Raw genomic sequence first — 26,427 nt, forward strand, 5'->3', positions numbered from 1 at the left:
TGTGAATGGCGGGGAATACAACTTCATTGCTCAAAGTAGCCTCAGGGTATTCACGCGCGGGAGTGCGCTACTTGATTGCGATCAACGCCCCGCCGTCATGTAAAAATTTATACAGCGAGAAATACCCCCAAAGAGGTATTCTTCGGTTTTTGTATAATTCATTGATTATTAATAAATAAAAGTAATAACTTTGGGAAATCAGTCAACTTTGAGGCCGGACTGGAAAATTGGGGGTAAGGCGCGGGGAATATGACAGAATTGTGAAATTAGCAGTCCGGTTATTGTATTTATCCGGATTGCTGGCGTAATGGGGACACCTGTTTTTAGCCACCAGAACCTCTTCATGCAGACAGAAAAACCCGCCGTACTTAATTTCAACGATGAAGTGACCGGTATGATTTACGGCTTCGTTTTTCGCCCCGACAGGCAACCCGAACGCGTTTCTTCCAAACAGGTGCAGGAGGCCTATCAGGAAATCTGTCACGACAAAGGATTTGTCTGGATCCACGTCAATCTCAACCACGCCATGTCAGAAAAATGGCTGAAAAAACACTTCGCCGTCGGCGAGGTTTTCTTTGAAGAAATCCGCGAAGGGTCGCGCAGTACGCGCATTGAGCGGCTTGATGACACCTTGCTGGCCGTACTCAACGACGTCATTTTTCACCCCAACGAAACCAGCGATGAATCCTCGACGCTGTGGCTCAGTTGCCATCAGCAACTGGTGGTGACGGCGCGGCACAAACCGGTCAGGCTCATCGAGCGTTTGTTTAAACGGCTGGAAACGCTGAACATCGGTTCGCCGACCGCGCTGCTGGTGCATCTGCTGGAAGAACAGGAAGATTTGCTGGAACAGATCGTCCGCCGCGCCAATCAGTACGTGGACACCATCGAAGAGCGCCTGCTGAGCCATCACGTCAAAAAGAACCGCGCCAATCTGGGGCGTTTACGGCGGATGCTTTTGCGTTTCCAGCGTTTACTCGCCCCGGAACCGACGGCGCTTTTCCGCCTGCTCAACCGCCCTCCGGCCTGGATTGCGCCTGGCGTGGTGCAGGATTTACGTCAGTTTGCCGAAGAGTTTTCCGTTGTACTCAATGACCTGATTGCGCTGACCGAACGTATCCGCCTGCTTCAGGAAGAGATCACTTCGCGCCAGATGGAACAAAGCAACCGGACGCTGTACGTGCTGACTGTCATTACCGTGCTGGCGTTGCCCATCAACATTGTGGCGGGCTTTTTCGGCATGAACGTGGGAGGAATTCCGCTCGCCGGCAATCACCACGGTTTTATCCTGCTGGTGGTGATTGTCGGGTTATTCACCCTGCTGGCGGGCTGGTACGCGTTTAAACGCCGCGACGACGGTTAGCGGATGGCGCGATTACAGGAAGTCTTTGGCTTTATTAAGCAATGCGGCTTTGGTGATCACGCCCAGCAAACGGCGTGATTCGGCGTTTTCCAGCACCGGCAGGCGTTCGAGCGGTGAATTGCTGAACATCGCCCAGGCCTGTTCGTAACTGGCGTGCTGAAAGAGCGTGGTAAATTCCTGTTCGATAAACGGATCAATCGCGCTGCCGGCTTTCAGGCTGCCGTCAATAATCCCGCTGGCGACCACGTTGGTCGGCACCACGCCGAGAAAACGCTCCTCTCTGTCCACCACGTACACATAGCGCGTGCGCTGTTTCAGCCCTTCACTCACCACTTCCGAAAGCGTGGCGTCAACGTACATTTTTGAGCACGGCGTAATCAGCGAGGCTACCGTGCTGTATTCAAACGCATTTTTGGCGGCAAAGCGCGCGTTGTGCCTCGCCAGTACCGGATAGGTTCCGCCCACTTTCAGCCGCGAGGCGACCACGTAAGAAATCGCCGTCGCCAGCATCAGCGGGAATAACAGCGAACTGTTGAGCGTCATTTCAAACGCCATCATGATCGACATCAGCGGCGCATGGCTGGTCGCCGCCAGCAGTGCGCTCATGCCGATGGCGGCATATAACCCGACCGGACCGGGATCAAACCCCAGCCATTGCAGAAAAGTACACACCAGCGCCCCGCCCGCCGCGCCAATCAGTAATGACGGCGTAAACAAACCGCCGACCGCACCGGAACCGATGGTGATCGCCGTCGCCACGATTTTCAGCACCAGCAACATCAGCAGCGACGTCTGTAAATCGCCGTTATTGAGGATCAAATCAATCACTTCAAAACCGTTTCCCAGCACCAGCGGCGAGATCATCGCCACCAGCCCGACGCCCAGACCACCCAGCCCGAGGCGCAGCGCCGGATGCGAAATGGGTTTCATCCAGTCTCGGACTTTATCGATGGATGAAATGAATAACGGCCCGAGAATGCCCGTCGCCACACCGATAAACAGCACCGTGAAAATCGCGCCAAACGACGGGCTGAACGACACGGAAGAATACAGATAAAGCGGCGCGTAATCGGTCAGGGAACGCACGGTCAGCACCGCCACCGACGCGGAAATGAACAGCGGGATCAGCCGCTGAACGGCGGTTACGCCAAATGCGATTTCGGCAACAAACAACGCACCGGCAAAAGGCGCGTGATACACCGCCGCCAGCCCGCCCGCGGCGGCCATGGCAATAATGTCAGACTGATGAACGCCCTGAAAACGCGAGAACCGCCCGAGCAGACTGCCGCTCAGCGCGGAAAGCTGCACCATCGCGCCTTCACGCCCGATAGAACCGCCGCTGGCAATACTCGCCAGCGACGAGAACCCGCGCAGCAGCGTGCTGACCACCGGGATCCCCGGCAAACGCCGGTCAATCACATCGAGATAATCCGGCATCTTGCCGTGCTTGCTCTCGTAACGCAGCGCCCACAGCAAAATGAATCCGGCAATCACGCCGCCCGCAGTGGTGATCACCGGCCAGACTATTCGCGGGTATTCGCTGAACGCTTTGGTGATATCGCTGCCGTCGGTAAACATCAGACCGTTGATGCCTGAAATCGCCCCACGAAACGCAATAGTGACCAGCGCGGCGACAATCCCGGCGGGAATGGCAATCAGCAAATTAATCAGGTCGCTCTTTTGCAGGGATTCAAGATTGAGGGCTTTCAGGCTCATAGGGTCTCAGTGGTCTGAACATTGGCGGGGTAAGAGTATCAATTTACAACGAAACGGTGAAATTTTTGGTTTTCACGCGCTTTGCTTTCTGAACGTCAGGATCCACAATCCGGTGAATATCTGCCAGAACGTGATGGGATAAACGGACATCCGCTCGATAAGCCCGGTGGGCAGAATGTCGAACGAGATTGTCACCATACTGACCAGCCCGGTACAGCCCAGCGCCAGGCTGAAAAGTGAAAATGCCCGCCATCCTGTACTGTGCAATTTCATCCAGCCCGCCGACAGCAAACACACATTGCCGCACGCAATCGCCATCACCGCGCCCGCCTGATGAACCGTCACGCCGCCCGTGCTGCCACCGCTGTGGAACAACGCAATCAGCACGCCGCCGATGGCATGCAGCAAGCCAGAGAGGAGAAATACGTTGCGACCCGGGGCGCTGAATAACGGGCGTAGCAGCCAGCAAGCTATAAAGAACAGAATGCCTTCTGCCGCGAAACCGGCGTTCATCACGTTATGCAGCGGTGAGCAAATGTCGCGCCCGTCGGGCGTCATGCCACACGAGGCAATACCCAAATCGCTGATGTAATTATGCAGATAAGAATAGGAAGGATCCCGCCAGCCCGTGGAACTGATTTTTTCCGCCAGTAAATACAGAATACCGCCGAGGGCGAAGCACACTGCACCGGTTTTTTGCCATTGAGATTGAGTCTGCATGGAGGTCTTAGTGATGGGATGTGTGGTAATAGTAGGACAAAACAACTTCAGGCTGAGCATTTTTAACGCTTAATGGCGCGCTCAAAATCCTGCTGAACGGAGCGGCCCCGAGACTTCAGGCTTGGGGACCGAGAGAAGGCAGCGCGGAGCGCCAGGATTTGCGCCACTCACAAATGCAAAGGAACATGTCCGTCGTGATGGTGGTAACGCGGAGTAAAAAAGCGTGGAGGAATCCAAAGGAGGAAAAGCACTTTCCTCCTTTGGTCGGTTTCGACCATTGTTGCCGAGTAATCACCGTTCGTGCGAAACCGAAATTTTCACAATACTCAGGAACACGGGATCATAAGGCCCCTCTTATTCCTTCGTCACTGTATCCAGATACAACTGGCTGCCCGCCACGTTCTGGCTTGCGCCTTTTACGTTATCGCGGATGGCCACCAGCAATTTGCTTTGCAGCGCCACCACAAACGGCGAGTTCTTTTGCAGTTCGCGTTGTAAACCGGCGTACAACGCTTTGCGTTTGGTCGGATCAGATTCCGCCGCTGCGGCACGCGTTTGTTTGCTGATTTCCGGGATCACCCACTGAATACGTTGCGCCAGCGTTTTCGGGCCGTTTGGCACGTTATAAGCGAAGGTGCTGGCGTTGGTGTTCGGGTCGAGGTAATCCGCGCCCCAGTAAGTGAAGATCGATTGGAATTTATGCGCACGCATGCGAGTCAGCACGTCGCTTTCCACCAGCGGATGCACCACTAAATTGACATCCGCTTTGGCAAAACTGGCCTGCAATGCCTGCGCAATATCAGAATACGGCGGCTGGTTGATCACGATTAAATCGATTTTGGTGCCCGGCGCAATCCCGCCTTTGCTCAGAATCGCTTTGGCCTTGGCGACATCGTATTTAAACGGCTGATCGTCAATCGCGCCCGCCAGACCGTCCGGCAGGAAAGTCTGATGAATACCGTACTGGCCTTTAAGCAGGTCGGTTGAAATCCCCTGATAATCGACCAGCCAGCGTGCCGCTTCCCACAGCGCAGGGTTTGCCAGCGCGGGTTGTGTGGTATCGCCAACGTTAAACGCCAGATAGAACACTTTGGCCGCCGGGAATTGCGCCACATGAACGCCCTTCTCTTTTTGCAGCGAGCTGAACTGGTCTGCGCCCAAATCGTAAGCCACGTCCGCATCGCCATTCAGTACCAGCAGACGACGCGTTGACGGATCACCCACATTTTTAAACAGCACATTCTCAATCTTCGCGAGCGGTTTGGCATTCGGGTTACGTTTGAAAATCAGCGCTTCGTGCGGCACATAGTTACGCACTTCAAACGCGCCGCTGCCCGCAGAGCGTGAACGCAGCCAGCTGTTGCCGAAATCATTCTGATCGACATGCTCCTTGAGCAGTTTGCTATCCACAATTCCGGCGACCGGCGCGGACAGAATGCTCAGCACCAGCCCGCTGCCGATATCGGCCGGCCAGCTAAGCTGCACTTTATCGTCCGCGATTTTTTTCAGATTGCCGTCCACGTTATCCGGCGTCCAGCCCAGTTCACCGAGAATAAACGACGGGCTTTTATTGAGTTTCACCACGCGGGTAAACGAGTAAATTACATCGTCAGCCGTCACCGGATTCCCGCTGGAAAATTTCTGGCCAGGCTTGAGGGTGAAGATCAGACTGTGCGCGTCCGGCCCCGGCTGCCAGCTGGCAGCGGCGTCTGGGTCGAGCTTATCGGGATGCTGCCGGTCGGACTGCACCAGTTGCTGATAAAGGTTAACCAGATTGCCGGAGCTGACGGTTTCAAAACTTTCCGCCGGATCGAGGCTGATAATGCCTTCAAGCGAACCCGCAACGACCAGCGTATCTTTTGGCGTCGCCGCATCCACGCGGGTCACGGCCATCATCAGCAGGAATAACAGGGAAGGAACACGTACTTTCATTGAGGTCGATCTCCACAGGTGAAAAGACAGTTTTTTCGAGTGTAGAGGGGCAACGTCAAGGCAAGAACCATGAAATAAAGCTATGTATTTTAATAAAATAGATTAAGAAGACTTAAACAGACTTGATGAGAAAAAACAGCAGGACGGATTTTGCTCCTTCCCCTCTCACGAGGGGAAGGCCAGGATGGGGTGTTGGTTTTAGCGGCTCATTTGCCTGCTAACCCCCCTCCCGACCTCCCCCTTCTCAGGGGGAGGAGCACGGCGGCTCAGTGTTGATCTGAATAATGACCTTATGCCGACGCCCACGGTTTTGAATCTGACCTTGAATTTAAACAAGCAAGGCGGCTCAAGCTTCAGCTCAACACATACCCCTTCGCCATATGCACCGCGCGATCACACATATGATCAATCACATCCGCATCGTGGCTCACCAGAATCATGGTCAGATCGCTGTTCGCTTTCAGGTCATTGAGAAGATTGAGGATTTCCGCCTGTACCGACATATCCAGCGCGGAGGTCGGTTCATCGAGCAGCAGCAGTTTGGGTTTGAGCAACAGCGCACGCACAATCGCCACGCGCTGACGCTGGCCGCCGGAAAGCTGGTGCGGATAGCGGTTCATCAGCGCCGGATCCAGCCCGACCTGACGGAAACCTTCGGCAATTTTCTGTTCGATATCCTGCTCTTTGAGGATTTTCAGCGGCTCCGCCAGCGTGCGCAGCAGCTTGTGTTTCGGGTGCAGCGAGGCATACGGATCCTGAAATACCATCTGCACATCGCGGCGCAGGCTGCCGGTAAAGGGTTTGCCCGGTTTCACTTTGTGATCCAGCAGCGTCAGGCCGCCATCCCAGTTGCCGTTCAGCCCGGCGAGCACCCACAGTAAAGAGGATTTACCGCAGCCGGACGGCCCGACCAGACCGAAACATTCGCCTTTGTTAATCGTCAGGCTGACGTTATGCACCACGGTACGCACTTCGTAACCCTGACGGTGCGAAACGCTCAGCTTGTCCAGTTCCGCAACGATTTCAGTCATGGCGAGGTTCCTTTTTCAGTGACGCCAGAAGTGCGCGATCCAGCACCGGCAGGCGTTCTCCGTGCGTAAATTTGCTCGGACGGCATGACCACAGCGTATGCGTATACGGATGCGTGGCCTGCGCCAGCTGATCTGCCGGCAGTTCATCCAGCAACTCGCCTTTGTACATCACCAGTACACGCTCGCAGTGGTGCGCCACCTGTTGCAGGTCGTGGCTGATAAGAATCAGTCCCATATTGCGCTGTTCCACCAGCCGTTCAATCAGCCCGAGAACCTGTTCGCGCATGTCGAAATCCAGCGCAGACGTGGGTTCATCGGCAATCAGCCACTGCGGATCGTTGATCAGCGCAATTGCCAGCATCACGCGCTGGCCCATCCCGCCGGAAAGCTGATGCGGATATTGTTGTTGCAGGAAGGCCGGATTTGGCAGGCCGACAGCGTTCAGCATATCGGCGACTTTTTCCTGCCGCTCTTTGCGGCCAAGGCGCGTATGCAGGCGCAGCGGTTCTTCCACCTGTTTGCCGATTTTCTGCGTCGGATTCAGCGCGTGTTTCGGATCCTGCATGACCATCGACACACGGTTCCCGCGAAGACGGCTCCACTCGCGTTCTTTCAGCGTGGTCAGATCATGGTCACCGAGCGTCAGCTCAGAAGCGCGCAGCTTGCACGGGTGCGGCAGTAATCCCATCAGGGCGCGCGCGGTCAGGGATTTACCGGAACCCGATTCCCCCACCAGCGCCAAACGTTCCTGCCCGACGCTGAAAGAGAGCGATTTTACCAGTTCCAGCGGGCGTTCACCCGGCAGATAAATGGTGAGATCTTTCGCCGTCAGCCGGTCAGTATGTTGCGTCTTCTGATGATTGTGTTGCTGATGAAGCGTTTGAGCATCAGTTGCCATGTCGTGGATCCATTTTGTCACGCAGGCCGTCGCCCAGCAGGTTGAAAGCCAGACTGGCAAACAGAATTGCGCCACCCGGCGCAGCCGCTACCCACCACTGGTCGAAAATCACTTTACTGCCTTCGGCAACCATCGAGCCCCATTCGGCGGTCGGTGGCTGAATGCCCATACCGAGGAAACCCAGACCGGCAGACGCCAGAATGATGCCGCCGAGGCTGAGCGCCGCACGCACGACCGCGCTGGGCAGACACAGCGGCAGAATATGGCCGAACATCAGACGCAAACCGCCGATGCCCTGCATTCTCACCGCCGCCAGATAATCACTGCGACGTAGCGCCAGCGTTTCCGCCCGCGCCTGACGCGCAAACGGCGGCCAGCTGGTAAAGGCCAGCGCCAGCGCGCCGTTCATCAGCCCCGGCCCCATAATAGCGACAAGTGCCAGTGCCATGACCAGACTCGGCAATGACATCACGATGTCAGTCAGTCGCATCAAAATGCGTTCGTACCAGCCGCCGATGTAACCGGCGCTGATGCCGATGAGCAGCCCGACCGGAATGGTCAGGATCAGGATAAGCGACACCAGCAGCAGCGTCGGACGCGCGCCGTAAATCACGCGGGAAAGCAGGTCGCGGCCAAAGCCGTCCGTGCCCAGCCAGTGCGCGCCGGACGGCGGCAGCAGGCGTATTTCGATGTGCTGAATATTGGGATCAAAAGGCGCAAGCAGCGGTGCGAGCAGCGCGGTCAGCACCAGAATCGCCACCAGTACCAGTCCGACCGAGAGCGCAGTGATGCGGCGCGCGGGCTTCCAGACGTTAGCCCCGGCGTCAACCTGCGCCGGTTGTTCAGGGATCATTTGTTGAGTCATAAGCGAAAACTACCGGGTCCGCGGATCGAGCAAATAAGTAAGGGCGTCAGCCAGCGCATTGAGCAGCACGAAACAGGTGCCAATCAGCAATGTTGCGCCGAGAATGGCCGGAGTATCCGCCGCAAACAGCGCAGTGGTCAGGTAACGTCCGACGCCCGGCCAGGCAAACACCGTTTCCGTCAGTACCGCCCCTTCCAGCAGGCTGGCGTAAGACAAGGTGAGCACGGTAATCAACGTGCCCAGCACGTTCGGGAAGACATGGCACAGCAACACGCGCACCCTGCCCGCGCCTTTTGAGCGCGCCAGAATCACGTATTCTTTGTTCATTTCGCCCAGCATGGACGCACGCAAAAGGCGCGTAATCCCGGCCATCGACAGCATCGCCAGCACCGTCACCGGTAACCATAAATGGCTGATCGCGTTGTAGAACATGTCCCGGTCGCCGGAAAGCCAGGTATCAATCAGCACAAAACCGGTGCGCGGCGTCATGGTGTACATGTACAAATCGTCGAGCCGTCCGGGGCCGCCCGCCCAGTGCAGCACGGCGTAAAACAGCAGCAGGCCGAGCAAACTTAACCAGAAAATCGGCACGGAATAACCGAGCAGCGAAACAAACCGCGCGATGTTATCCAGCCAGCTTCCGGGTTTCCACACGGCCAGCAGCGCCAGCAAAATTCCCAGTGTTCCCCCCAGCAAGATGGAACAGGTTGCCAGTTCTACCGTCGCCGGAAAGGTACGCATCAGATCGCTGGCGACCGGCTGCGCGGTGATACGGGAAATCCCCATATCGCCATGCGCGAGGTGATCCAGATATCTGGCGAACTGCACGGGAACCGACTGATCCAGACCCAGATCGCGACGAACCTGCGCGTAGGTGGCTTCACTGGCGTGATCGCCCGCGACCTGCAACGTCGGGTCAATCGGGGCGAGATGGGAAAGCGTAAAGGTGAACGCCAGCAAACCGAGCAACGTCAGCGCCAGCGAAATCACGCCGGTCAGCAAACGGCCTGACCAGCGCCAACCCTGCCGGACGAATCCGGCGGGCGTTGAACTGTCTGTCATTACTTAGTGACCTTGCTGTAGAAGACCATGTCCGGGTTGATGCCCTGAACATATCCTTTAATGTTGTCACGCACGGCAATCAGGCTTTTGGCCTGCAAACCGACGACAAACGGTGAGTTTTTCTGCACTTCGAGTTGCAGCTGACGGTAATCCGCCACGCGTTTTGCCTGATCGGGCTCTGCAATGGCGGCTAGCGTCAGTTTGTTCAGCGCAGGAATTGACCAGTTAGCACGCCATGCCAGCGTTTTGCTGCCATCTTCCGGGTTGAATGCAAACGCAGAGGCATTGGTGTTCGGGTCAAAGTAATCCGGGCCCCACGAAGACATGTAGGCGTCGTAATCGTGTGCTTTCACTTTGGTAGAAATCTGCTGGCTTAAACCCGGATCCAGTTTCACGGTCACGCCGCCCTGCGCAAAGCTGGCCTGCAAGGCCTGCGCGATGTCCAGATACGGTGGCTGGTTGGACGTGGAGAGCGTGAAGCTCACATTCGTCAGACCCGCTTTAGCCAGAATCGCTTTGGCTTTGGCCGGATCATAGGTGTACGGCGTGTCATTTACCGCACCGAGATAACCTTCCGGCAGGAATGCCTGATGCACCTGGAACTGATTTTTCATCAGATCATGTGCGATGTGGTTGTAGTCAAACAGGTAACGCGCCGCTTCCCAGAAAGCCGGATTGCCCAGCGCCGGAGAGGCTTTGGCGTTAAATTGCAGGAAATACAGGGAAGCATAAGGGATCGCCAGCGGCTTCACGCCCTTCTTGCCTTCGAGCGCAGCCATCTGGTCGGAACCGAGGTTACGCGCAATATCGGCATCGCCCTGTTCAATCAGCAGGCGACGTGCAGCCGGATCCGGCACGTTTTTAATCAGAATGGTTTTCAGCTTCGGCGCGCCTTCCGGTGAGGTCGGGTTCGCGGAAAGAATCACCACTTCATGCGGAATATAGTTACGGATCTGGTACGGGCCGGAACCGGCGGAATGGTTGCTCAGCCACTGGTGACCGAGATCGTCAGCGGCCGCATTGGTTTTCACCAGTTTGCTGTCAACGATGGAAGACACCGGCGCAGACAGCAGGCTCAGCACGAATGACGGGCTGACATCGGCGGTCCAGCTGATTTTGACGTGATGATCGTCGATTTTAGTCAGGAAGGTATCGACGTTTTTGTCGGTCCAGCCCAGCTGCGTCAGGATGAATGAAGGCTCAAGGTTCAGCTTCACCACGCGCGACAGCGAGAAAATAACGTCATCGGCTGTCAGCGGATTACCACTGGCGAACACTGCTTTTGGCGACAGTGTAAACGTCAGGCTGCGGTTGTCTTTCGCCGCTTCCCACGAGGTCGCCAGCGTCGGTTTTAAATCGATAGGATTATTCGGGTCTGACTGCACCAGACGCTGATAAATACTGTTGAAAGCCTGAATCGTCGTCAGCTCAAAACCCTGAGCCGGGTCAAAACTGGAGGTGTCATCAATGGATTGCGCAATAACCAGGGTGTCCGGCGGCGTGGCAGCCTGCACAGAGAAAGTAGCCGCAATAGCCGTAAACAGGACGGACGGTAATAAAGCTTTCATCAAGAAACACTCTCCAATGTAGCGAAATTGCTAACGTCTTATTAGTGTAAAGTTTCTTCAACCTACCAGAAAGTCTGATAAATACTATCGTTATGCATATTTTGCATAACGTTATCTGATTGGTTATTAATGAGTCAGGACGGGCGTTGACCGGGGATTGTTACTGTACAAAATACGGGAAAAAACTCCCTTCCCCGCCACAGGGAAGGAAGTGAGTCAAAATCAGAAGTCGTAGGTCGCGGAAAGCTTAAATTCACGCGGGTCGCCCTGCGTCAGATAACCGCCCGTCGCGGATGCCCAGTATTTCTCGTTGGTGACGTTTTCCAGATTGGCACGCCATGTCAGCGTGTTCTGGCCGACCGGCATCACGTAACGTAAACCGAGGTCCAGACGCGTCCAGCCGTCCACTTTCAGGCTGTTTTCTTCATCAGCATATTGCGAACCGGAGCGGATCACTTTGCCGAGCGCCGTCACACCGCTGCCGCCGGGAATATCCCATTCGCCGCCAAGCACCCACTGGTAACGCGGAATACCCACCGCATCTTTGCCGTTGTAAGCGCCGTCCTGCGTTTGGGTCATTTCCGGGTTCATCCAGGTCACGCTGCCGTTCAGACGCACGCCCAGCACCGGTTCGCCAAATACGTTCAGCTCTACGCCACGGTTACGGACTTCACCGTAGGTGCCGTATTCATAGGTGTCGCCGGTGGCGCGGTACATGCCGACCGGTTTCTTAATCTGATAAAGAGATAATGTGCCCGCGATGCGGCCAAAGTCGGTTTTTACGCCAACTTCATCCTGTTTGGAGGTTTCAATGCCGGAAGCCTGACCGCCGTTGGTGACGACTTTGCCGTTGTACGTGGTGCCTGACACTTCACCGGCCTGCAAGGCTTCGATGTGATTCGCGTAGAAGGAAACGTGTTCCCACGGTTTCACCACAAGGCCAAAAGCTGGCGTGACTCTCATCTGCTCAAAGGAGTCAGTTTCGGTGCCGGTGTAGCTGTAATCCTTCACGATGACGTTCTGGCGGCGCAGACCGGCAATCAGTTGCAGACGGTCGTCGAGCATCGATAAGGTATCGGAAACCGACACGCCGACGTTCTGGACACGGTTACGCAGTGCCGGATCGCCCATGCTGCCGCCCGCATACAAAGTAGCCGGAGAGCTGGCGTCAACCGGATCATAAATATTGGTATTAATCGACGATGCCGACATGGTGTACGCGGTTTTGTATTTGCGGTACACGCTCGACATGCCCAGATTCACGCTGTGGCTGATAAAGCCGGTGTCGAATTTGCCGCGAACGCCCGCCTGCGTGGCAACGCTGTCAGAGACGTACGGCACGGTGAGGCGCCCCATGGTTGCGTTGCCGTTGTCATCTTTCAGAGTCGGAGAGCTGTAGTTACCGTATTCACGGTCATGGTTCATACCGACCGCGCCGTAAACGGTCCAGTCGTCTGCCACGTCGTACTCGGCTTTCAGCATACCGAATTCATTTTCCAAATTACTGGAAGCAAAATCCTGCCCGTAGTTTTTGGTCGCTGAAGGCGCATCCGGCACCTTGGTCGCATTGCCCAGATAGACAACCGGACGGCCGCCGTGAACAGTCTGTTTAGTCACGCCGAAATCAAAGGAAGAGCGGAAACGATCGCCGCGATAATCGAGGCCAATCGAGCCCATGGTCAGGCGGCGATGTTCGTCATTAACAGCCGTTTCGCCTTCACGGTTCACTGCGTTGACGCGCACGCCCCACTGATTGTTATCACCAAAACGACGACCAACATCCACCGCCCCGCCCACCTGAGAAGATGAGGTGTAATCAACAGTCACGCGGTTGATTGGCGTATCCGTGGCGCGTTTGGGTTCAATGTTGACGTTACCGCCCACGCCCGTGCCGCCCGGCGGAACGCCGTTAAGAAAGGCGCTGGAGCCTTTAAGCAGCTCCACTCGCTCGGCCAGTTCCATCGGCACCAGCTGGCGCGGCAATACGCCGTACAGGCCGCCGTAGGAAATGTCCTCGCCGTCTAACGCAAACCCGCGGATGTTGAAGGTTTCCGCGTAGTTTCCGTAGCCGTAACCGGTCTGAACGCTGGCGTCGTTATTAAGCACATCACCAAGCGTGCGGCTTTGCTGATCCTGAATCAGTTTGTTGGTGAAACTGATGACGTTGAACGGCACATTCATGGCGTCCTGCTGGCCCAGAACGCCGAGACGCCCGCCGTTGGCGACGTCGCCGTCAAGATAGGCCGGCACCGGTGTCTCGCCGCCCGCTTTAAAATCGGTCTGTGCGGCAGTGACGGTAATGGTGTCGCCGGTTTTAGACGACGCCGTATTAACAGCGTCAGCCGCAAGTGTTGTTGTTGTGGCCGCATGTGCAGGCAGCGTAACCGCCGCCAGTGCGGCAGAGATCACCACTGGCAGCAACTTACGGGCGAAAACAGGCGTGTGAAAAATTTCACGTTGAGCGCGCATTGAGGATTCCCTGAAAAGTTCAATCGATAATGAGAATAATTATTAAAACCATTCGGATTATGCTCAGGCGTTCTGCAAATGCAACCGACTTTTCGTTAAAAAATCATAGTAAACAGGATGTTAATGGGGGTTTTAAGTATCACAGGGAAATCATAACGGCAGGAAACTAAGGCTAATCGTTTGAATTCAGGAAGATAAAAATAACGGCGGAGAAAGGAAACGCTGCGCAGGGAGCCTGCGCAGCGGAAAAACGTGTTTCAGGAAAAATCAGCTCAGGCCAGGAACATCAAAGCCGGGTGAAACCGACAGCAACATTCTCACCTGTTTAACCAGCTCGCTCATGCAGTCATCGCGCATGCCGTAATTATTCAGCTCTTTTTCCAGCGCAAACAGATATTGCGCGTTGGTGCCCAGCGGTCCGCTGGCCTGTGCAATCAGCGGCGCGATAACCTGATAGTCAGTGTCAGCTTCGTACTGCGGGTGCGACGGATCCATAATAAACACCAGCGCGGTGACTTTGCGTCCATCGTCGAGCTCAAGCTCACACCACGTCGGACGGTAGCAGCCGGTCACCATTTCGCGTTTCCACAGCAGCTCAAGCTCTTCATGCAGTTTGTCTTCCGGCAGACGGAACGCCAGACCGGTGGTTTTTCCGCCGTCGCGCAGCGCCAGCATACGGCCCGGCTGGGCATGGGTTCCGCGCCCGGAAGTCAGACGTAAACAGAATGCACGGTGATAACCATGCAGGGTGGCAGGACGCGCCTCTTCGGAATCAAAGACCGGGTTCCACATCAGTGAACCGTAGCCAAAAATCCACACCGGGCTGTTGTCGGGGCGACGCGCCAGGGCACAACCTAATGAGGCGGCGCGTTGTTCAGGGGTCAGTAGCATCGATTCATCGATATTACCGAATGCTGTTTTACAATCTGCGTTACGCAGGAAATCTCGAGTTAACATTCATTCCCCCTTCTGTACCACTTACTTTTGAACATGCCATGCTGTTAACGCTGTGTTCTCCGCTGTCGTGGGTGCGAGTTATACCTGTTATCGGACAAGCCCGGCATTTTGCTGAGGCCGCCGTTTAAATTTTTAGGAAATTTAGTATTCCCGTGTTTGTTGAAACCTTATTCGTTTCTGTCGTTGCAATCAAGGTTGCGGGGGATCACAAAACGAAAATAAAGTGATTATTTTATGAACATTGTAAGAATGTTGACTTTTTGAGGTGTCATTTATCGTGATCGACCTTTTTTATACGCTTCATCTTCGCCACTGAATTGTTTGTTACTGTCATTACGTGCGCAGCCGGTGCGCAATAATCACCCCGGCTGCTACCCTCTGGGTATCGCGCCGGAGGAAGCTGTTTTTTAATTTCTTCAGGGCAAAAAATGTGAAAATTCACATCATAACCCTGTGGGTATGGCGATGATTTACATAAACTGACGCATTCGTGTCATTAAAAACATAACAATACATAACTCACTGTAATTTATAAATTTAAAATATTAACAATCAAAGTTAAGTAAAGAAAAAACCACAGTTAATGCAAATTATTTACCTGTAAACACTGATTAAGTGATTTTTTTATGACTAACATCAATTATTTTCTGTTAACAGATTAATTTATCTACTATACTTAATGAGTTACATCTTTATGCTGCTATGCATTTTACTGACAACCGGGGACAGGCGGTTGTTACTTCGTGAGTGTTTATAAGGAGAATAATCATCATGGTGTCGTCACAGGAACATCCAAAAATCAAAACCCGCCATCAGGAATACTCCCTGATTTTCCCTATTGCCGCCCTGATTGTTCTCGTCCTCTGGGGCAACAGCAGTAACTTCGCCTCCGTCGTTGGCATCAATTTAATTGCGCTGGTCGGTATTCTCGCCAGCGCATTCAGCGTTGTGCGTCACGCCGACGTCCTGGCTCACCGCTTAGGTGAACCCTACGGCTCGCTCATCCTCAGCCTTTCAGTGGTCATCCTCGAAGTCAGTCTGATTTCGGCCCTGATGGCAACCGGTGACGCCGCGCCCGCGCTGATGCGTGACACATTATTCTCTATCATCATGATCGTGACCGCCGGTCTGGTGGGCGTCGCGCTGCTGCTGGGTGGCCGTAAATTTGCCACGCAATACGTCAATCTGGGCGGCATTAAACAGTATCTGATGGCGATTTTCCCGCTGGCGGTGATCGTGCTGGTTCTGCCCGCCGCCTTGCCGGGCGGTAATTTCAGCACGCCGCAGGCGCTGTTTGTCGCGGTGATTTCCGCCGCCATGTACGGCGTATTCCTGCTGATTCAGACCAAAACGCACCAGAGCCTGTTTATCTATGAACATGAAGATGAAGGCGAAGAAGACGGCCACGGAAAGCCTTCTTCAAAGAGCAATCTGACGCACACACTGTGGTTGCTGGTGCATCTGGTGCTGGTCATTGCCGTCACCAAATTCAACGCCAATCCGCTGGAAAGCCTGCTGACTGAACTTAACGCGCCTGCGCAGTTCACCGGTTTCCTGGTGGCACTGCTGATTCTTTCCCCTGAAGGTTTGGGTGCGTTAAAAGCGGTGCTGAAAAATCAGGTTCAGCGCGCCATGAATCTGTTCTTCGGTTCGGTGCTGGCGACCATCTCCCTGACCGTACCTGCAGTGACCGTTATCGCCACCCTGACCGGCCAGAACTTAATTTTCGGGCTGGATCCGGCGAACATCGTGGTCATGCTGTCGGTGCTGATTTTGTGCCAGATTTCCTTCTCGACCGGCCGTACTAATGTCCTGAACGGCACGGCGCATCTGGCATTATTCTGCGCTTATATGATGATTATTATGTTGTAGTCTGATTATTGTGTTGTAGAAAGTTATGACCGCAGGCAACACCCATAAGAAAGGCCGCTCACAGGAGCGGCCTTTTTCATTATGTGATGCATTGTGATGGGAATGAGGTTAATTACGAATAGGCATTCAGCGTTCTCTGGCACAATTCAGAGCGGACGCAGTCCTGTTTATCAAACTTAATGATGCCGACCATCTCGTCTTCTTCGAAGCGGGACAGTGCATCGCTGAGCCCCGATACAACTCCACGTGGTAAATCACACTGAGTAATATCACCGTTAACTATAACCGTCACGTTTTCACCGAGACGCGTCAGGAACATTTTCATCTGACTGGCCGTGACATTCTGGGCTTCATCCAGAATAACCACCGCATTTTCGAAAGTACGCCCGCGCATATAAGCGAATGGCGCAATTTCAACCTTCCCTATTTCCGGCCGCAAACAATATTGCAGGAAGGAAGACCCCAGACGACGTAACAGAATGTCGTAGACCGGACGGAAATAAGGTGCAAATTTCTCTGATATATCGCCGGGCAGGAAACCGAGATCTTCATCGGCCTGGAGAACCGGACGGGTAACAATAATCCTGTCAATTTCTTTGTGAATTAATGCCTCTGCCGCTTTCGCAGCGCTGATAAATGTTTTGCCGCAGCCTGCTTCGCCGGTAGCAAAAATTAACTGCTTATTCTCTATGGCTGATAAGTAATGACCCTGAGCTTCAGTACGCGCTTCGATGACGGACGTGTCGCGAGTGTCGCGAGCCATTCCAATCGATTCCAAACCGCCCATCTGTACTAATGACGTCACAGATTCTTCCTCGCGCTGGCGGTGACTGCGTGAATCATTACGAATTACACGTTTTGCTTCACGACGAGCTTTGATCACTGCTTTCTGTCTTCCCATAGTGGCACCTTACAGTTTGATTCACTTAACGCTAAGGCATAATGCCCGCACGGTTATGTTTCACTAACAAATGAGGTTTTGGTCTCCTTTTAGACCAAGTACAGCCATTGAATATCGTGAAGAGGAAAATAGACCAAAGCGATTAAGAGATAATCTTTTGGCTGCTTTCTGTTCACAAGGAGGCATTGTCATATCCACCGATAATAAAACTCTCAATGAAAGTAAAATCCTCGATAATGACAAACCGCTGACCCGCACAGTGAAATTGCCAGAATAAAAGCCAATGCGTTTCGCAGTTGTTTTAAAAGGGATGAAAGAGTCAGTTAAAGAACAGGGTTGGTGGTGCGTGGATGATAACTTCTCTAAAAAGCGGTAGGAATATACTGAAAGTGTTTTGGTTAATATTGGAGAGTCGGAAGCCTTGCCCTCGTTTGCTTTTACGCGACAACAACGAGTCAGTGGGTGAAGCATGTTATTTTCAATCAACAGCCCAAACATGGACTTTACCATTCGCGCTCCCCGCAGTGTTATTAACGGCAGTTGCCGTACACCTCGTGAAAACTTATCCCGTACATCTTAAAAACTACCGCGATATAATTTCAGTATAATGACAGCTGAAACATTTGCGTTACCAAAATGTAAAAAAATTTGTGGTCACCGTCAATAGGATCATGAGGATCTTTTTTCAGATCCTCGCACTGGTTATTTTTTATCCGTGATTTTACTGCATAAAGTGAAGCAGGCGACCGACCCGCTGACGGCGAAAAGGATCGGAATTAAGAAGTCATGATCCACCCGCGTGAACTCCATTATCAGCACAATGGCGGTTACTGGCATTTTCATTGAGGACGCCAGAAATGCCGCCGCGCCAATAATGGCAAATGCGCCCAGCGATGTTCCCGGCCAGAAAATATTCCACAGCGCGCCCAAAATACAGGCCAGCAATGCGCCATTGGATAATCCCGGCGTCAGTAATCCGCCCTGCGCCCCGGCGCGTAATGTGCTCCAGGTAATCACCAGCTTCCCCATCAGCACGGTTGCCGCCAGCGCCACGGTAATCTGATTATCAAAACTCAGCTGCGCCGGGCCTTTGCCGTTACCCAGTAATTGCGGAAGCCAGCCCGCCAGAATGCCGATAAACGCAAAATTAAGCAGGTTATAAATAATCAGACGCGCATCGCGCGGAGCCTGCGCTTTCGCCCGGTTGGTCATCCGCGTAAACCCGTAAGCCGCAACGCCAAATACCGGCCCCATGACAGCTGACCAGACCAGCAAGGCGGGCGTGGTGTTCAGCTGCATCAGGTGATATTGCGATTCGTTGCCCAGCCCGATCCAGGCTACCAGCGCGGCAACAGAGGATGTCGCTATTGCAGGTAGCAACAGCGGCCAGCGGAACGCGCCGAGCAACACTTCCAGCACAAACACCGCGCCACCAAGCGGAACGTTATACACCGCCGCCAGCCCCGCACCTGCGCCGCAGGCAATCATGATTTGCGTTTCGCGCGCCGTCAGCCTGAAGCGCAACGACAGCCAGTTTGCGCTGACCGCACCGATTTCGCGCGGCGCGACCTCACGTCCGAGCGGCGAACCGAGCGCGACGGTGATGATTTGCAGCAACGCATGAATCGTCGTGCTGACAAACGGCATACGCGGATTTTCAGCTTTCACCGCCGCGGCAATGCTCACCAGCGGTTTTCCCCAGCGATACAACGCCCACCAGCCTGCGCCGGCAACCGCACCACAGATAATCAGCACGATCAGCCGCCGGCTGCGCGTGGCTTCGCTGACGCCCTGCAAAAAGCTCTCGCTGCTGATGATGAAATCCGGGCTGTAGCCGAAGGCCAGATGCTGGATGTAGTGCAGGATCAGCGCCAGCATCATGCCACCGAGACCGGCCAGCACGCCGGTACACAATGTCGCTGCCGTCAGCCGCCATAACGGGCTGGAAATTTCGGAATTATTCAACGCAGGCACTCCACATTTATATCTGATGTTTGGGTTCTCTAAACAGCTTACAAAACATCAGTTAAACCGCACGTCAGCTCAGCAAGTTATTTTTCTTTTCGTTGAGAAAATAGCTGTTAATGCCCTCCGCCAGCGCCCTCGCCATCTTCTCCTGAAAGACCGGTTCGCCGAGCAGTTTTTCTTCCTGCTTGTTGGTGATGAAGGACGTTTCCACCAGCACAGACGGAATGCGCGGGGATTTCAGCACCGCGAAGCCCGCCTGCTCCGGGTGCGGGCTGTGCATGTGATGCACTTTGACAATGTTCGCCGCCAGATGGCTGCCGAAATCCATGCTGCGGTGAATGGTTTCGTGCTGATCGAGGTCGAAAAGCGTTTCCCTCAGATACTCATCGTCGGTTTTAAAATCATTGTCATACAGCACGTCGACGCTGTTCTCGCTCTGCGAAAGATACCGCGCCATCGCGCTGCCTGCGCCGTGTTCTGACAGCGCAAAAACGGATGCGCCGGAGACCTGATCGTTGGTAAATCCGTCAGCGTGAATAGAAATAAACAGGTCGGCTTCGTGCTGATGCGCCAGGCTGACGCGGTGATAAAGCGGAATAAAAACATCATCCTGCCGGGTCAGCACCGCGTGAATGCCGTGCTGCTGATCCAGCAAGGTTTGCAGCCGTTTGGCGATGTGCAGAACCACGTGTTTTTCGTATGTGCCTTCGTTGCCAATCGCACCGGGGTCTTTTCCGCCGTGGCCGGGATCAATCATCACCAGCAGGGGTTTTTCCGCCCGTGGTGCCTGGGTGGTTGGTGGCAAAGCCTGCGCTGCCGTTTGTGCAGCGAGACCTTCCCCGGTAATAACAACCTGCATCACGCCGTTTTCTGTGGTGCGCGTGATCACTGGTTTACCCTTCACCGTCAGCACAATACGCGCCACCTCCGGACTGAAATGGGCGATGCGGCCTTGCGCAATCCACGGGAATTTCTGGCGGACCACCGTCAGCGCATGTTCCAGTTCAGGCGGAAATGACGCAACCGGCATGTCGATCACCACCCGTTCAGGCGCGCCGAGCATAAATACGCGGCTGCGCTTATCGGCAGCGGGCAAGGATACGGTAATCTGGCGCGCATCTGACGTCATTGAAACGCGTACGGCCTTTTGTGCGGCGTACAGGCGCGGTGTCGCCAGCGACAGGCCAATGCCGAAAATCAGCAGTTTTCTGCGGGAATGGTTGATGGTCATAACAGTCTCAGGGCAGGCATCGTGATAAAGCCGATAACGATTTATCATCATGACATTACTGACGTTTTCAGGAGTGCGCGGGAGTATTAACAGGGCGTGAATTCGGTAACGAACGGTAAAAAAGATGACCGGTAATATTCCTCCTCCGCGGGGAACGGAGGAGGAAAACAAATCAGGCTTCGATCAGGGTTTGCCCCAGATAGTGATTTTCGTCTCTGATACCCGGCAGCGTGAAGAAGAAACCGCCGCCAACTGGCCGGATATATTCCTCAAGCGGTTCACCGTTCAGGCGTTTTTGCACCGTCAGAAAACCTTTCTCAAGATCGTGCTGATAGCAGACAAACAGCAGCCCCATTTCCAGTTGCCCTGAATTGGTGACGCCCAGCGAATAGCTGTAGCCGCGACGCAGCATCAGGTTATCGTCGGTTTCTTTGGTGCGCGGATTGGCCAGACGAATGTGCGCATCCAGCGGGATCACCTTCCCTTCCGGATCTTTGCTGTAATCCGGCACATCATGCTCTTTTTCCATGCCCAGCGGCGCACCGGTTGCCTTGTGACGGCCAAAAATCGTCTGCTGTTCCTGAAGTGGCGTGCGGTCCCAGAACTCAACGTGGAACGGGATCAGACGCGCCGCCTGATAACTGCCGCCGGTCGTCCAGCCCGGTTCACCCTGATCAGCAGTCACCCAGATGGCTTTGTCCATCAGCGGTTTATCTTTAGCATCCGGGTTCGCCGTGCCGTCCTTAAAGCCCAGCAGGTTAATCGGCGTTTCTTTGCCCTGACTGCGCGCGGCGTGGGAAGAAATAAACCCGTCACGACGCCAGCGCACGCTGAGTAAATCCGGCGTGTACTTGATGATGTCGCGCAGCGCGTGAACCACGGTGTCGCTGTTATTGGCGCAAATCTGCAACAGCAAATCGCCGTGGCAGAGTTTGGCATCAAGGGAATCATTCGGGAAACGCGCCATGCGCTGCAATTTAAGCGGTTTGTGGGCGGCCAGCCCGAAGCGTTCGTCAAACAGCGAATCGCCCACGGAAAGCGTCATGGTCAGGTTATCCGGGTAGATTTCCGCGCCCATTACGCCCGAATCCATCGGCGGGAATTTCGGATCTACCGAAGGCGCCGTGCCGCCGGTGGTCAGAAACACAAAACGGGTGTCGAGCAGACGGAAAAGACGCTCGAGATCGGCTTTGGTGGTCGCGAGAACATCAAACGCCACCAGCATCATCGACGCCTGCTGCGGCGTTAAAATCCCCGCCTGATGTTCGCCGTAATAAGGCTGCTTGCCCCAGCGTTCATCGGGAGAAACGGTTCCTGGTGTGTACTCTTTTTTGGCACCCGGTGTTTTTTCTGCCTGCGCACCGGCCGCGCCGCCGAGGGCAAATGCCCCGCCTAACAATCCCACGCCTTTGAGTAAACGGCGGCGAGAAGAAGAAGTCGCGTCCTGTTGTACGGACTTATTATCGTTTTTATTGCTCATTGCTATGCCTCAACTTCATGACACTTTGCACTATGCAAGAGAGCGCCTGAGCGCTCTCTGCTTATTCCCACTCCGGGAATACCCTAAATAATTCACGTTGCAGGAAGGCGGCAAGCTCATGAATCCCCGGGAGCAGGGAAGTACCCTGTGACCGGGGTGAATGAGCGCAGCCAACGCATCTGCGGCGCGAAGTATGACGGGTATTTAATCTAAACCGAGAACGCCACGCAGCTTGGCTAAATCTTCTGCCAGCGTCGTGATCGGCCCTTTCATCGCATTACGGTCAGCGTCGGAGAGTTTCTCGTAGTTCTCGTAACCGTCTTTGGTTTTGTATTTATCCAGCAGGGTATCCACGGTTTTAAAGTTCGCGTCGATTTTATCCAGCAGCGGCTTGTCGGCTTTTTCCAGCAGCGGACGCAGCAGGTTCACGATTTTCTGCGCGCCATCGAGGTTTGCGCGGAAATCCCACAGGTCGGTGCGGCTGTAACGGTCTTCTTCACCGCTGATTTTGCTCGATGCGACTTCCTCGATAAGGCCTGCCGCGCCGCCTACCACTTTGCTTGGCGGGAAGGTCAGCTCAGAAATACGTTTTTGCAGATCGACAGTGTCGGCATACAACTTGTCAGCAAACGGCCCGGTGCCTTTGGTGGTTTTGTCGGCGAACAGGATTTTTTCCAGACGGTGGAAACCGGTGAAATTCGGGTCTTCGGCTTTCTTCTCGAAGTCATCTTCACGGGCATCAATGCTGCCGTCGAGATCAGAGAACAGCTCGGCGATCGGTTCGATACGTTCGTAGTAAACGCGGGTAGAGGCGTACAGCGCCTGCGCTTTCGCCAGATCGCCCTTCTTAATCGCATCCGTGAACGCTTTGGTGTGGGAAACCAGTTCAGCAACCTGTTGCGTCACATACACTTTGTATTCCGCAATCGGGCCAACCAGCGCCATGGCGTCAGGTTTTGCGGAGGTCGCCGCGCCTTCCGCCGTGACGGTCAGCTTGCCTTTCGGATTGCTCAGCAGGCCGCAGGTCATGTCGTATTCGCCCGGCTCCAGATTGGCGGTCATTTTCTGCGTGAAGCCCGGTGCCACGTTTTCACGCTCTTCCACCACCATCACGCCTTTCAGAATTTCCCATTCCAGGTTTTTCTGGCTGTTGTTATGGATAACAAACTGCGTTTTGCCGGCCGGCACGGTCAGCGCCATCGGTTCACATTGTTTGTCGTTAACAGCAATTTTGACCTGACGGACATCAGCCGCCAGCACGTTAGCGCTCAGCGCAAAAGCGGGCAGTGACAGCAGCGCGACCTGTAAAGCTTTACGGCGAAACAGCGGGGATGAATATGACATGTACCACTCCGTGACAAACTGTGTGAATAGAGAATGTATGAACAACAATATTGTTAAAAATCAGCGTTGTGTTTTTTGTCCGGCCGGAGCCGTGACGGCTGATTTTCCCTGAGGCATAAAGAACAGGAACAGCGCCGGGATCAGGTACAGGAAATACACCGCGACTTCACTGACGGTCGGCGCTTCCTGATAACCAAACATCCCTTCCAGCAAGGTACCGAACAGGGAATGCGTGGACAGCGTGCCGCTGAAATCAAACGCGATATCCTGCATGCTGTTCCACAAACCGGCTTCGTGGAAAGCGCGGATAGCGCCGGCCGCCAGACCTGCCGCGACGAACAGAATAAACAGGCTGGTCCACTTGAAGAACTTCGCCAGATGCAGCTTTACGCCGCCGTAGTAAATCAGGAAACCCAGCACGATGGCCGCGCCCAGACCGAGCAACGCGCCGATGGGCGCTTCAATGCCAACATCCTGCTGGAACGCCGCCAGCAGGAAAAATACCGATTCCAGCCCTTCACGCGCGACGGCGAAAAACACCATCGCTACCAGCGCCCAGCCCTGACCGCGACCGGAGTTGAGCGCGTTATCAATCGCGCCTTCCAGATGCACTTTGATGGAACGCGACACCTTGCGCATCCAGAACACCATGTAGGTCAGAATGCACACCGCAATGACGGCCACGATGCCTTCAAACAATTCCTGCTGCTTTTGCGGAAACTCACCGGTGGTGGCGTTGATGAACAGCCCCAGCGCCAGACACAGTGCCGCAGCAATGAACACGCCAATCCAGACCACACCGAGCCACTGCCCGCGCTGCGTCCGTTTAAGGTAACTGGCGATCAGGCTGACAATCAGCGCCGCCTCCAGCCCTTCGCGAAACATAATGAGAAACGGAACGAACATAGCGGAAACTCCCGAACCCTGAATTCTGAAGACTTACAGATGTGTAAGGACTCTGTAAAGAAAGGTAAAAAGAAACGATATTGATTATCATTCCTGGAAAAAGAAATACAAGAGGTGACGGGCTCTTTTTTGAAACCTGTCGGGGAAATGCGCACAAAAAAACAGAAAACCGGGATCAGGACGATCCCGGTTTATCACGATAACGCGGTGAAAATCAGATGGTGTTGTATTCCGCTTCGGCAGCGTTGAAGCGCTCTTCAACTGCCACGGAAGGTTTACGCCCCATCAGGCTGACCACCCAGATGGCGATCGAAGCAAAGATAAAGCCGGGAATGATTTCGTACAATTCTGCCCAGCCGTAGCTTTTCCACAGAATCACCGTCGCGGCGCCGATGACCATTCCGGCCAGCGCGCCGTTGCGGGTCATGCGTTTCCACATCACGGAAATCAGGATCACCGGCCCGAATGCCGCACCAAAACCTGCCCAGGCGTAGCTGACTAAACCGAGCACGCGGTTTTCAGGGTTGGCGGCCAGTGCAATCGCCACCAGCGCGACAACCAGCACCATCGCACGACCAATCCACACCAGCTCGCGCTGGCTTGCGCCTTTGCGCAGGAACGCTTTGTACAAATCTTCAGTAATCGCGCTCGAACAGACCAGCAACTGGCAGCTCAGGGTGCTCATCACCGCCGCCAGAATGGCCGACAGCAAAATCCCGGCAATCCACGGGTTGAACAGGATTTTCGCCAGCTCGATGAACACGCGCTCACCGTTTTGCGTCACATTGCCCGCCACTGCCGGGTTATTGCTGAAATATGCAATCCCGAAGAAGCCCACGGCGATGGTGCCTGCCAGACACAAAATCATCCACGTCATGCTGATACGGCGTGCGCTGCGGATAGTGTGATGCGAATCGGCGGCCATAAAACGCGCCAGAATATGCGGCTGACCGAAATACCCCAAACCCCAGCCGAGCAGGGACAAAATCGCCACCAGATTCATATTCTTGAACATGTCGGTGTATTCGGGGTTTTTCGCCTGAATCACCATCATTGAGCTGTCAATGCCGCCGACCGCGAGGATGACAATCACCGGCGTCAGGATCAGCGCAAAAATCATCAGGCTGGCCTGCACGGTGTCAGTCCAGCTGACTGCCAGAAAACCGCCGATAAAGGTATAAATGATGGTCGCCGCAGCACCCGCCCACAGCGCAGTCTGGTAAGACATCCCGAAGGTGCTTTCAAACAAACGCGCACCGGCCACAATGCCGGAAGCACAGTAAATGGTGAAAAACACCAGGATCACAATCGCCGAGATAATACGCAGCAATTTGCTGGAATCTTCAAAGCGGTGCGTGAAGTAATCCGGCAGCGTCAGCGCATTATTGTTGGCCTCGGTGTGAACGCGTAAGCGCCCCGCCACCAGCTTCCAGTTCAGATACGCGCCAATCGTGAGGCCGATGGCAATCCAGCTTTCGGAGATACCGGAAAGAAAAATCGCGCCCGGTAAACCCATTAACAACCAGCCGCTCATGTCAGAGGCTCCGGCGGAAAGTGCCGTCACCACGCTGCCTAAACTGCGTCCACCCAGAATATAATCATCAAAGTTTTTGGTCCGTAAATACGCGATGAGCCCTATCAAAATCATCCCGAAAATATAAACACAAAACGTCACCACCATCGGTGTGTTCATTGTCATGTCCTTCTCCACTTTCTTATTTTTTGCGATACGTGTTTGCAATGCAGGCCGGCATCTGTCTGTCCTGACACGCCTTTTTCAAAAAGGCGGCCAAAATCATGCCGGGGCGAGATGATGGCTGAAACCCGCGAAGGATGCAGCATGACTCTCCATTTTTTTTCTTTTTCAGCGTACTTAATGTGGTTTTTATTCAAATTAACTGTCGGTCGCGATACTGGTTGAGTGATCGCCACATTTCAAATGTTTTAACATTTTGGATACGTAAAATTTACGACACATCACACTTATGATGAGAGCGGGTTGCACGTTACATTTTCAAAAGTTGCACCTTTAACATTGAGGTTATTAAGGCGATCATTGGGGAAAATCCGCCTTTCCCGCGTTGATTCAATGTTAAAAATGCCAAATAAATCACATCAGGCATACTTCGTGCATTAACAGGGTT

Annotated in this window: 20 protein-coding genes; 2 read left to right on the forward strand and 18 right to left on the reverse strand. The window is 54.2% G+C overall.

Going from position 1 to position 26,427, the window contains the following annotated elements:
• The first annotated feature begins 343 nt into the window (after nucleotides 1–343).
• Nucleotides 344–1,363 (forward strand): transporter, encoded by a 1,020-nt coding sequence (locus tag KWG64_RS04640; RefSeq protein ID WP_195815800.1) that lies wholly within the window; start codon nucleotides 344–346, stop codon nucleotides 1,361–1,363.
• A gap of 12 nt (nucleotides 1,364–1,375) precedes the next feature.
• Here the strand turns inward: KWG64_RS04640 and KWG64_RS04645 are convergent, their stop codons facing one another.
• From KWG64_RS04645 to KWG64_RS04690, 10 genes are all read right to left on the reverse strand, one after another.
• A complete protein-coding gene (locus KWG64_RS04645; RefSeq protein WP_218521086.1) occupies nucleotides 1,376–3,079 on the reverse strand; it encodes a chloride channel protein in 1,704 nt (567 codons plus the stop codon).
• 72 nt (nucleotides 3,080–3,151) lie between these two features.
• Nucleotides 3,152–3,799 carry a DUF998 domain-containing protein gene (locus KWG64_RS04650; RefSeq protein WP_218521087.1) on the reverse strand — a complete coding sequence of 216 codons (648 nt, stop codon included), beginning with the start codon at nucleotides 3,797–3,799 and terminating at the stop codon, nucleotides 3,152–3,154.
• Nucleotides 3,800–4,153: 354 nt separating this feature from the next.
• Complete coding sequence (locus KWG64_RS04655) at nucleotides 4,154–5,731, reverse strand: ABC transporter substrate-binding protein (RefSeq protein ID WP_195815797.1); 1,578 nt, start codon at nucleotides 5,729–5,731, stop codon at nucleotides 4,154–4,156.
• Between the two features lie 353 nt (nucleotides 5,732–6,084).
• Complete coding sequence (locus KWG64_RS04660) at nucleotides 6,085–6,762, reverse strand: ABC transporter ATP-binding protein (protein WP_218521088.1); 678 nt, start codon at nucleotides 6,760–6,762, stop codon at nucleotides 6,085–6,087.
• Nucleotides 6,755–7,660, reverse strand: a complete 906-nt coding sequence (locus tag KWG64_RS04665; RefSeq protein ID WP_255562084.1) for an ABC transporter ATP-binding protein — start codon at nucleotides 7,658–7,660, stop codon at nucleotides 6,755–6,757. Before KWG64_RS04665 ends, KWG64_RS04660 begins: the two co-directional genes overlap by 8 nt.
• Nucleotides 7,650–8,513: an ABC transporter permease gene (locus KWG64_RS04670; protein WP_370628608.1), complete on the reverse strand. Its 864-nt coding sequence runs from the start codon at nucleotides 8,511–8,513 to the stop codon at nucleotides 7,650–7,652. The genes KWG64_RS04665 and KWG64_RS04670 overlap by 11 nt, the downstream gene beginning before the upstream one ends.
• Before the next feature lie 21 nt (nucleotides 8,514–8,534).
• Nucleotides 8,535–9,587, reverse strand: coding sequence for an ABC transporter permease (locus tag KWG64_RS04675; RefSeq protein WP_195824642.1), 1,053 nt, complete (start codon nucleotides 9,585–9,587; stop codon nucleotides 8,535–8,537).
• A complete protein-coding gene (locus KWG64_RS04680; RefSeq protein WP_195815794.1) occupies nucleotides 9,587–11,155 on the reverse strand; it encodes an ABC transporter substrate-binding protein in 1,569 nt (522 codons plus the stop codon). Before KWG64_RS04680 ends, KWG64_RS04675 begins: the two co-directional genes overlap by 1 nt.
• 222 nt (nucleotides 11,156–11,377) lie before the next feature.
• Nucleotides 11,378–13,624, reverse strand: a complete 2,247-nt coding sequence (locus KWG64_RS04685; protein WP_218521090.1) for a TonB-dependent siderophore receptor — start codon at nucleotides 13,622–13,624, stop codon at nucleotides 11,378–11,380.
• A 267-nt stretch (nucleotides 13,625–13,891) separates the two neighbouring features.
• A complete protein-coding gene (locus KWG64_RS04690; RefSeq protein ID WP_152327004.1) occupies nucleotides 13,892–14,581 on the reverse strand; it encodes a gamma-glutamylcyclotransferase in 690 nt (229 codons plus the stop codon).
• Between the two features lie 771 nt (nucleotides 14,582–15,352).
• Between KWG64_RS04690 and chaA the strand changes: the two genes are divergently transcribed.
• Complete coding sequence (gene chaA / locus KWG64_RS04695) at nucleotides 15,353–16,453, forward strand: sodium-potassium/proton antiporter ChaA (RefSeq protein WP_152327002.1); 1,101 nt, start codon at nucleotides 15,353–15,355, stop codon at nucleotides 16,451–16,453.
• Between the two features lie 112 nt (nucleotides 16,454–16,565).
• On the opposite strand, the gene phoH is transcribed toward chaA, so the two are convergent.
• The 8 genes from phoH to putP all read right to left on the reverse strand — a co-directional run bounded on the left by phoH (nucleotide 16,566) and on the right by putP (nucleotide 25,982).
• Nucleotides 16,566–17,354 (reverse strand): phosphate starvation-inducible protein PhoH, encoded by a 789-nt coding sequence (gene phoH, locus KWG64_RS04700; protein WP_152327001.1) that lies wholly within the window; start codon nucleotides 17,352–17,354, stop codon nucleotides 16,566–16,568.
• A 63-nt stretch (nucleotides 17,355–17,417) separates the two neighbouring features.
• Complete coding sequence (locus KWG64_RS04705; RefSeq protein WP_218521091.1) at nucleotides 17,418–17,864, reverse strand: hypothetical protein; 447 nt, start codon at nucleotides 17,862–17,864, stop codon at nucleotides 17,418–17,420.
• 192 nt (nucleotides 17,865–18,056) lie between these two features.
• Nucleotides 18,057–19,319: a chloride channel protein gene (locus KWG64_RS04710; RefSeq protein WP_255562085.1), complete on the reverse strand. Its 1,263-nt coding sequence runs from the start codon at nucleotides 19,317–19,319 to the stop codon at nucleotides 18,057–18,059.
• A 73-nt stretch (nucleotides 19,320–19,392) separates the two neighbouring features.
• A complete protein-coding gene (locus tag KWG64_RS04715) occupies nucleotides 19,393–20,553 on the reverse strand; it encodes an N-acetylmuramoyl-L-alanine amidase (protein ID WP_218521092.1) in 1,161 nt (386 codons plus the stop codon).
• A gap of 172 nt (nucleotides 20,554–20,725) precedes the next feature.
• Nucleotides 20,726–22,033 carry an iron uptake transporter deferrochelatase/peroxidase subunit gene (efeB, locus tag KWG64_RS04720; protein WP_218521093.1) on the reverse strand — a complete coding sequence of 436 codons (1,308 nt, stop codon included), beginning with the start codon at nucleotides 22,031–22,033 and terminating at the stop codon, nucleotides 20,726–20,728.
• A 204-nt stretch (nucleotides 22,034–22,237) separates the two neighbouring features.
• Nucleotides 22,238–23,377, reverse strand: a complete 1,140-nt coding sequence (efeO, locus tag KWG64_RS04725; RefSeq protein ID WP_218521094.1) for an iron uptake system protein EfeO — start codon at nucleotides 23,375–23,377, stop codon at nucleotides 22,238–22,240.
• A gap of 60 nt (nucleotides 23,378–23,437) precedes the next feature.
• A complete protein-coding gene (efeU, locus tag KWG64_RS04730; protein ID WP_152326996.1) occupies nucleotides 23,438–24,283 on the reverse strand; it encodes an iron uptake transporter permease EfeU in 846 nt (281 codons plus the stop codon).
• Between the two features lie 214 nt (nucleotides 24,284–24,497).
• Nucleotides 24,498–25,982: a sodium/proline symporter PutP gene (putP, locus tag KWG64_RS04735; protein WP_195815787.1), complete on the reverse strand. Its 1,485-nt coding sequence runs from the start codon at nucleotides 25,980–25,982 to the stop codon at nucleotides 24,498–24,500.
• Nucleotides 25,983–26,427: the final 445 nt, after the last annotated feature.

The sequence above is a fragment of the Rahnella sp. PD12R genome (genome assembly GCF_019200965.1).
Classification (GTDB): Bacteria; Pseudomonadota; Gammaproteobacteria; order Enterobacterales; family Enterobacteriaceae; genus Rahnella; species Rahnella laticis.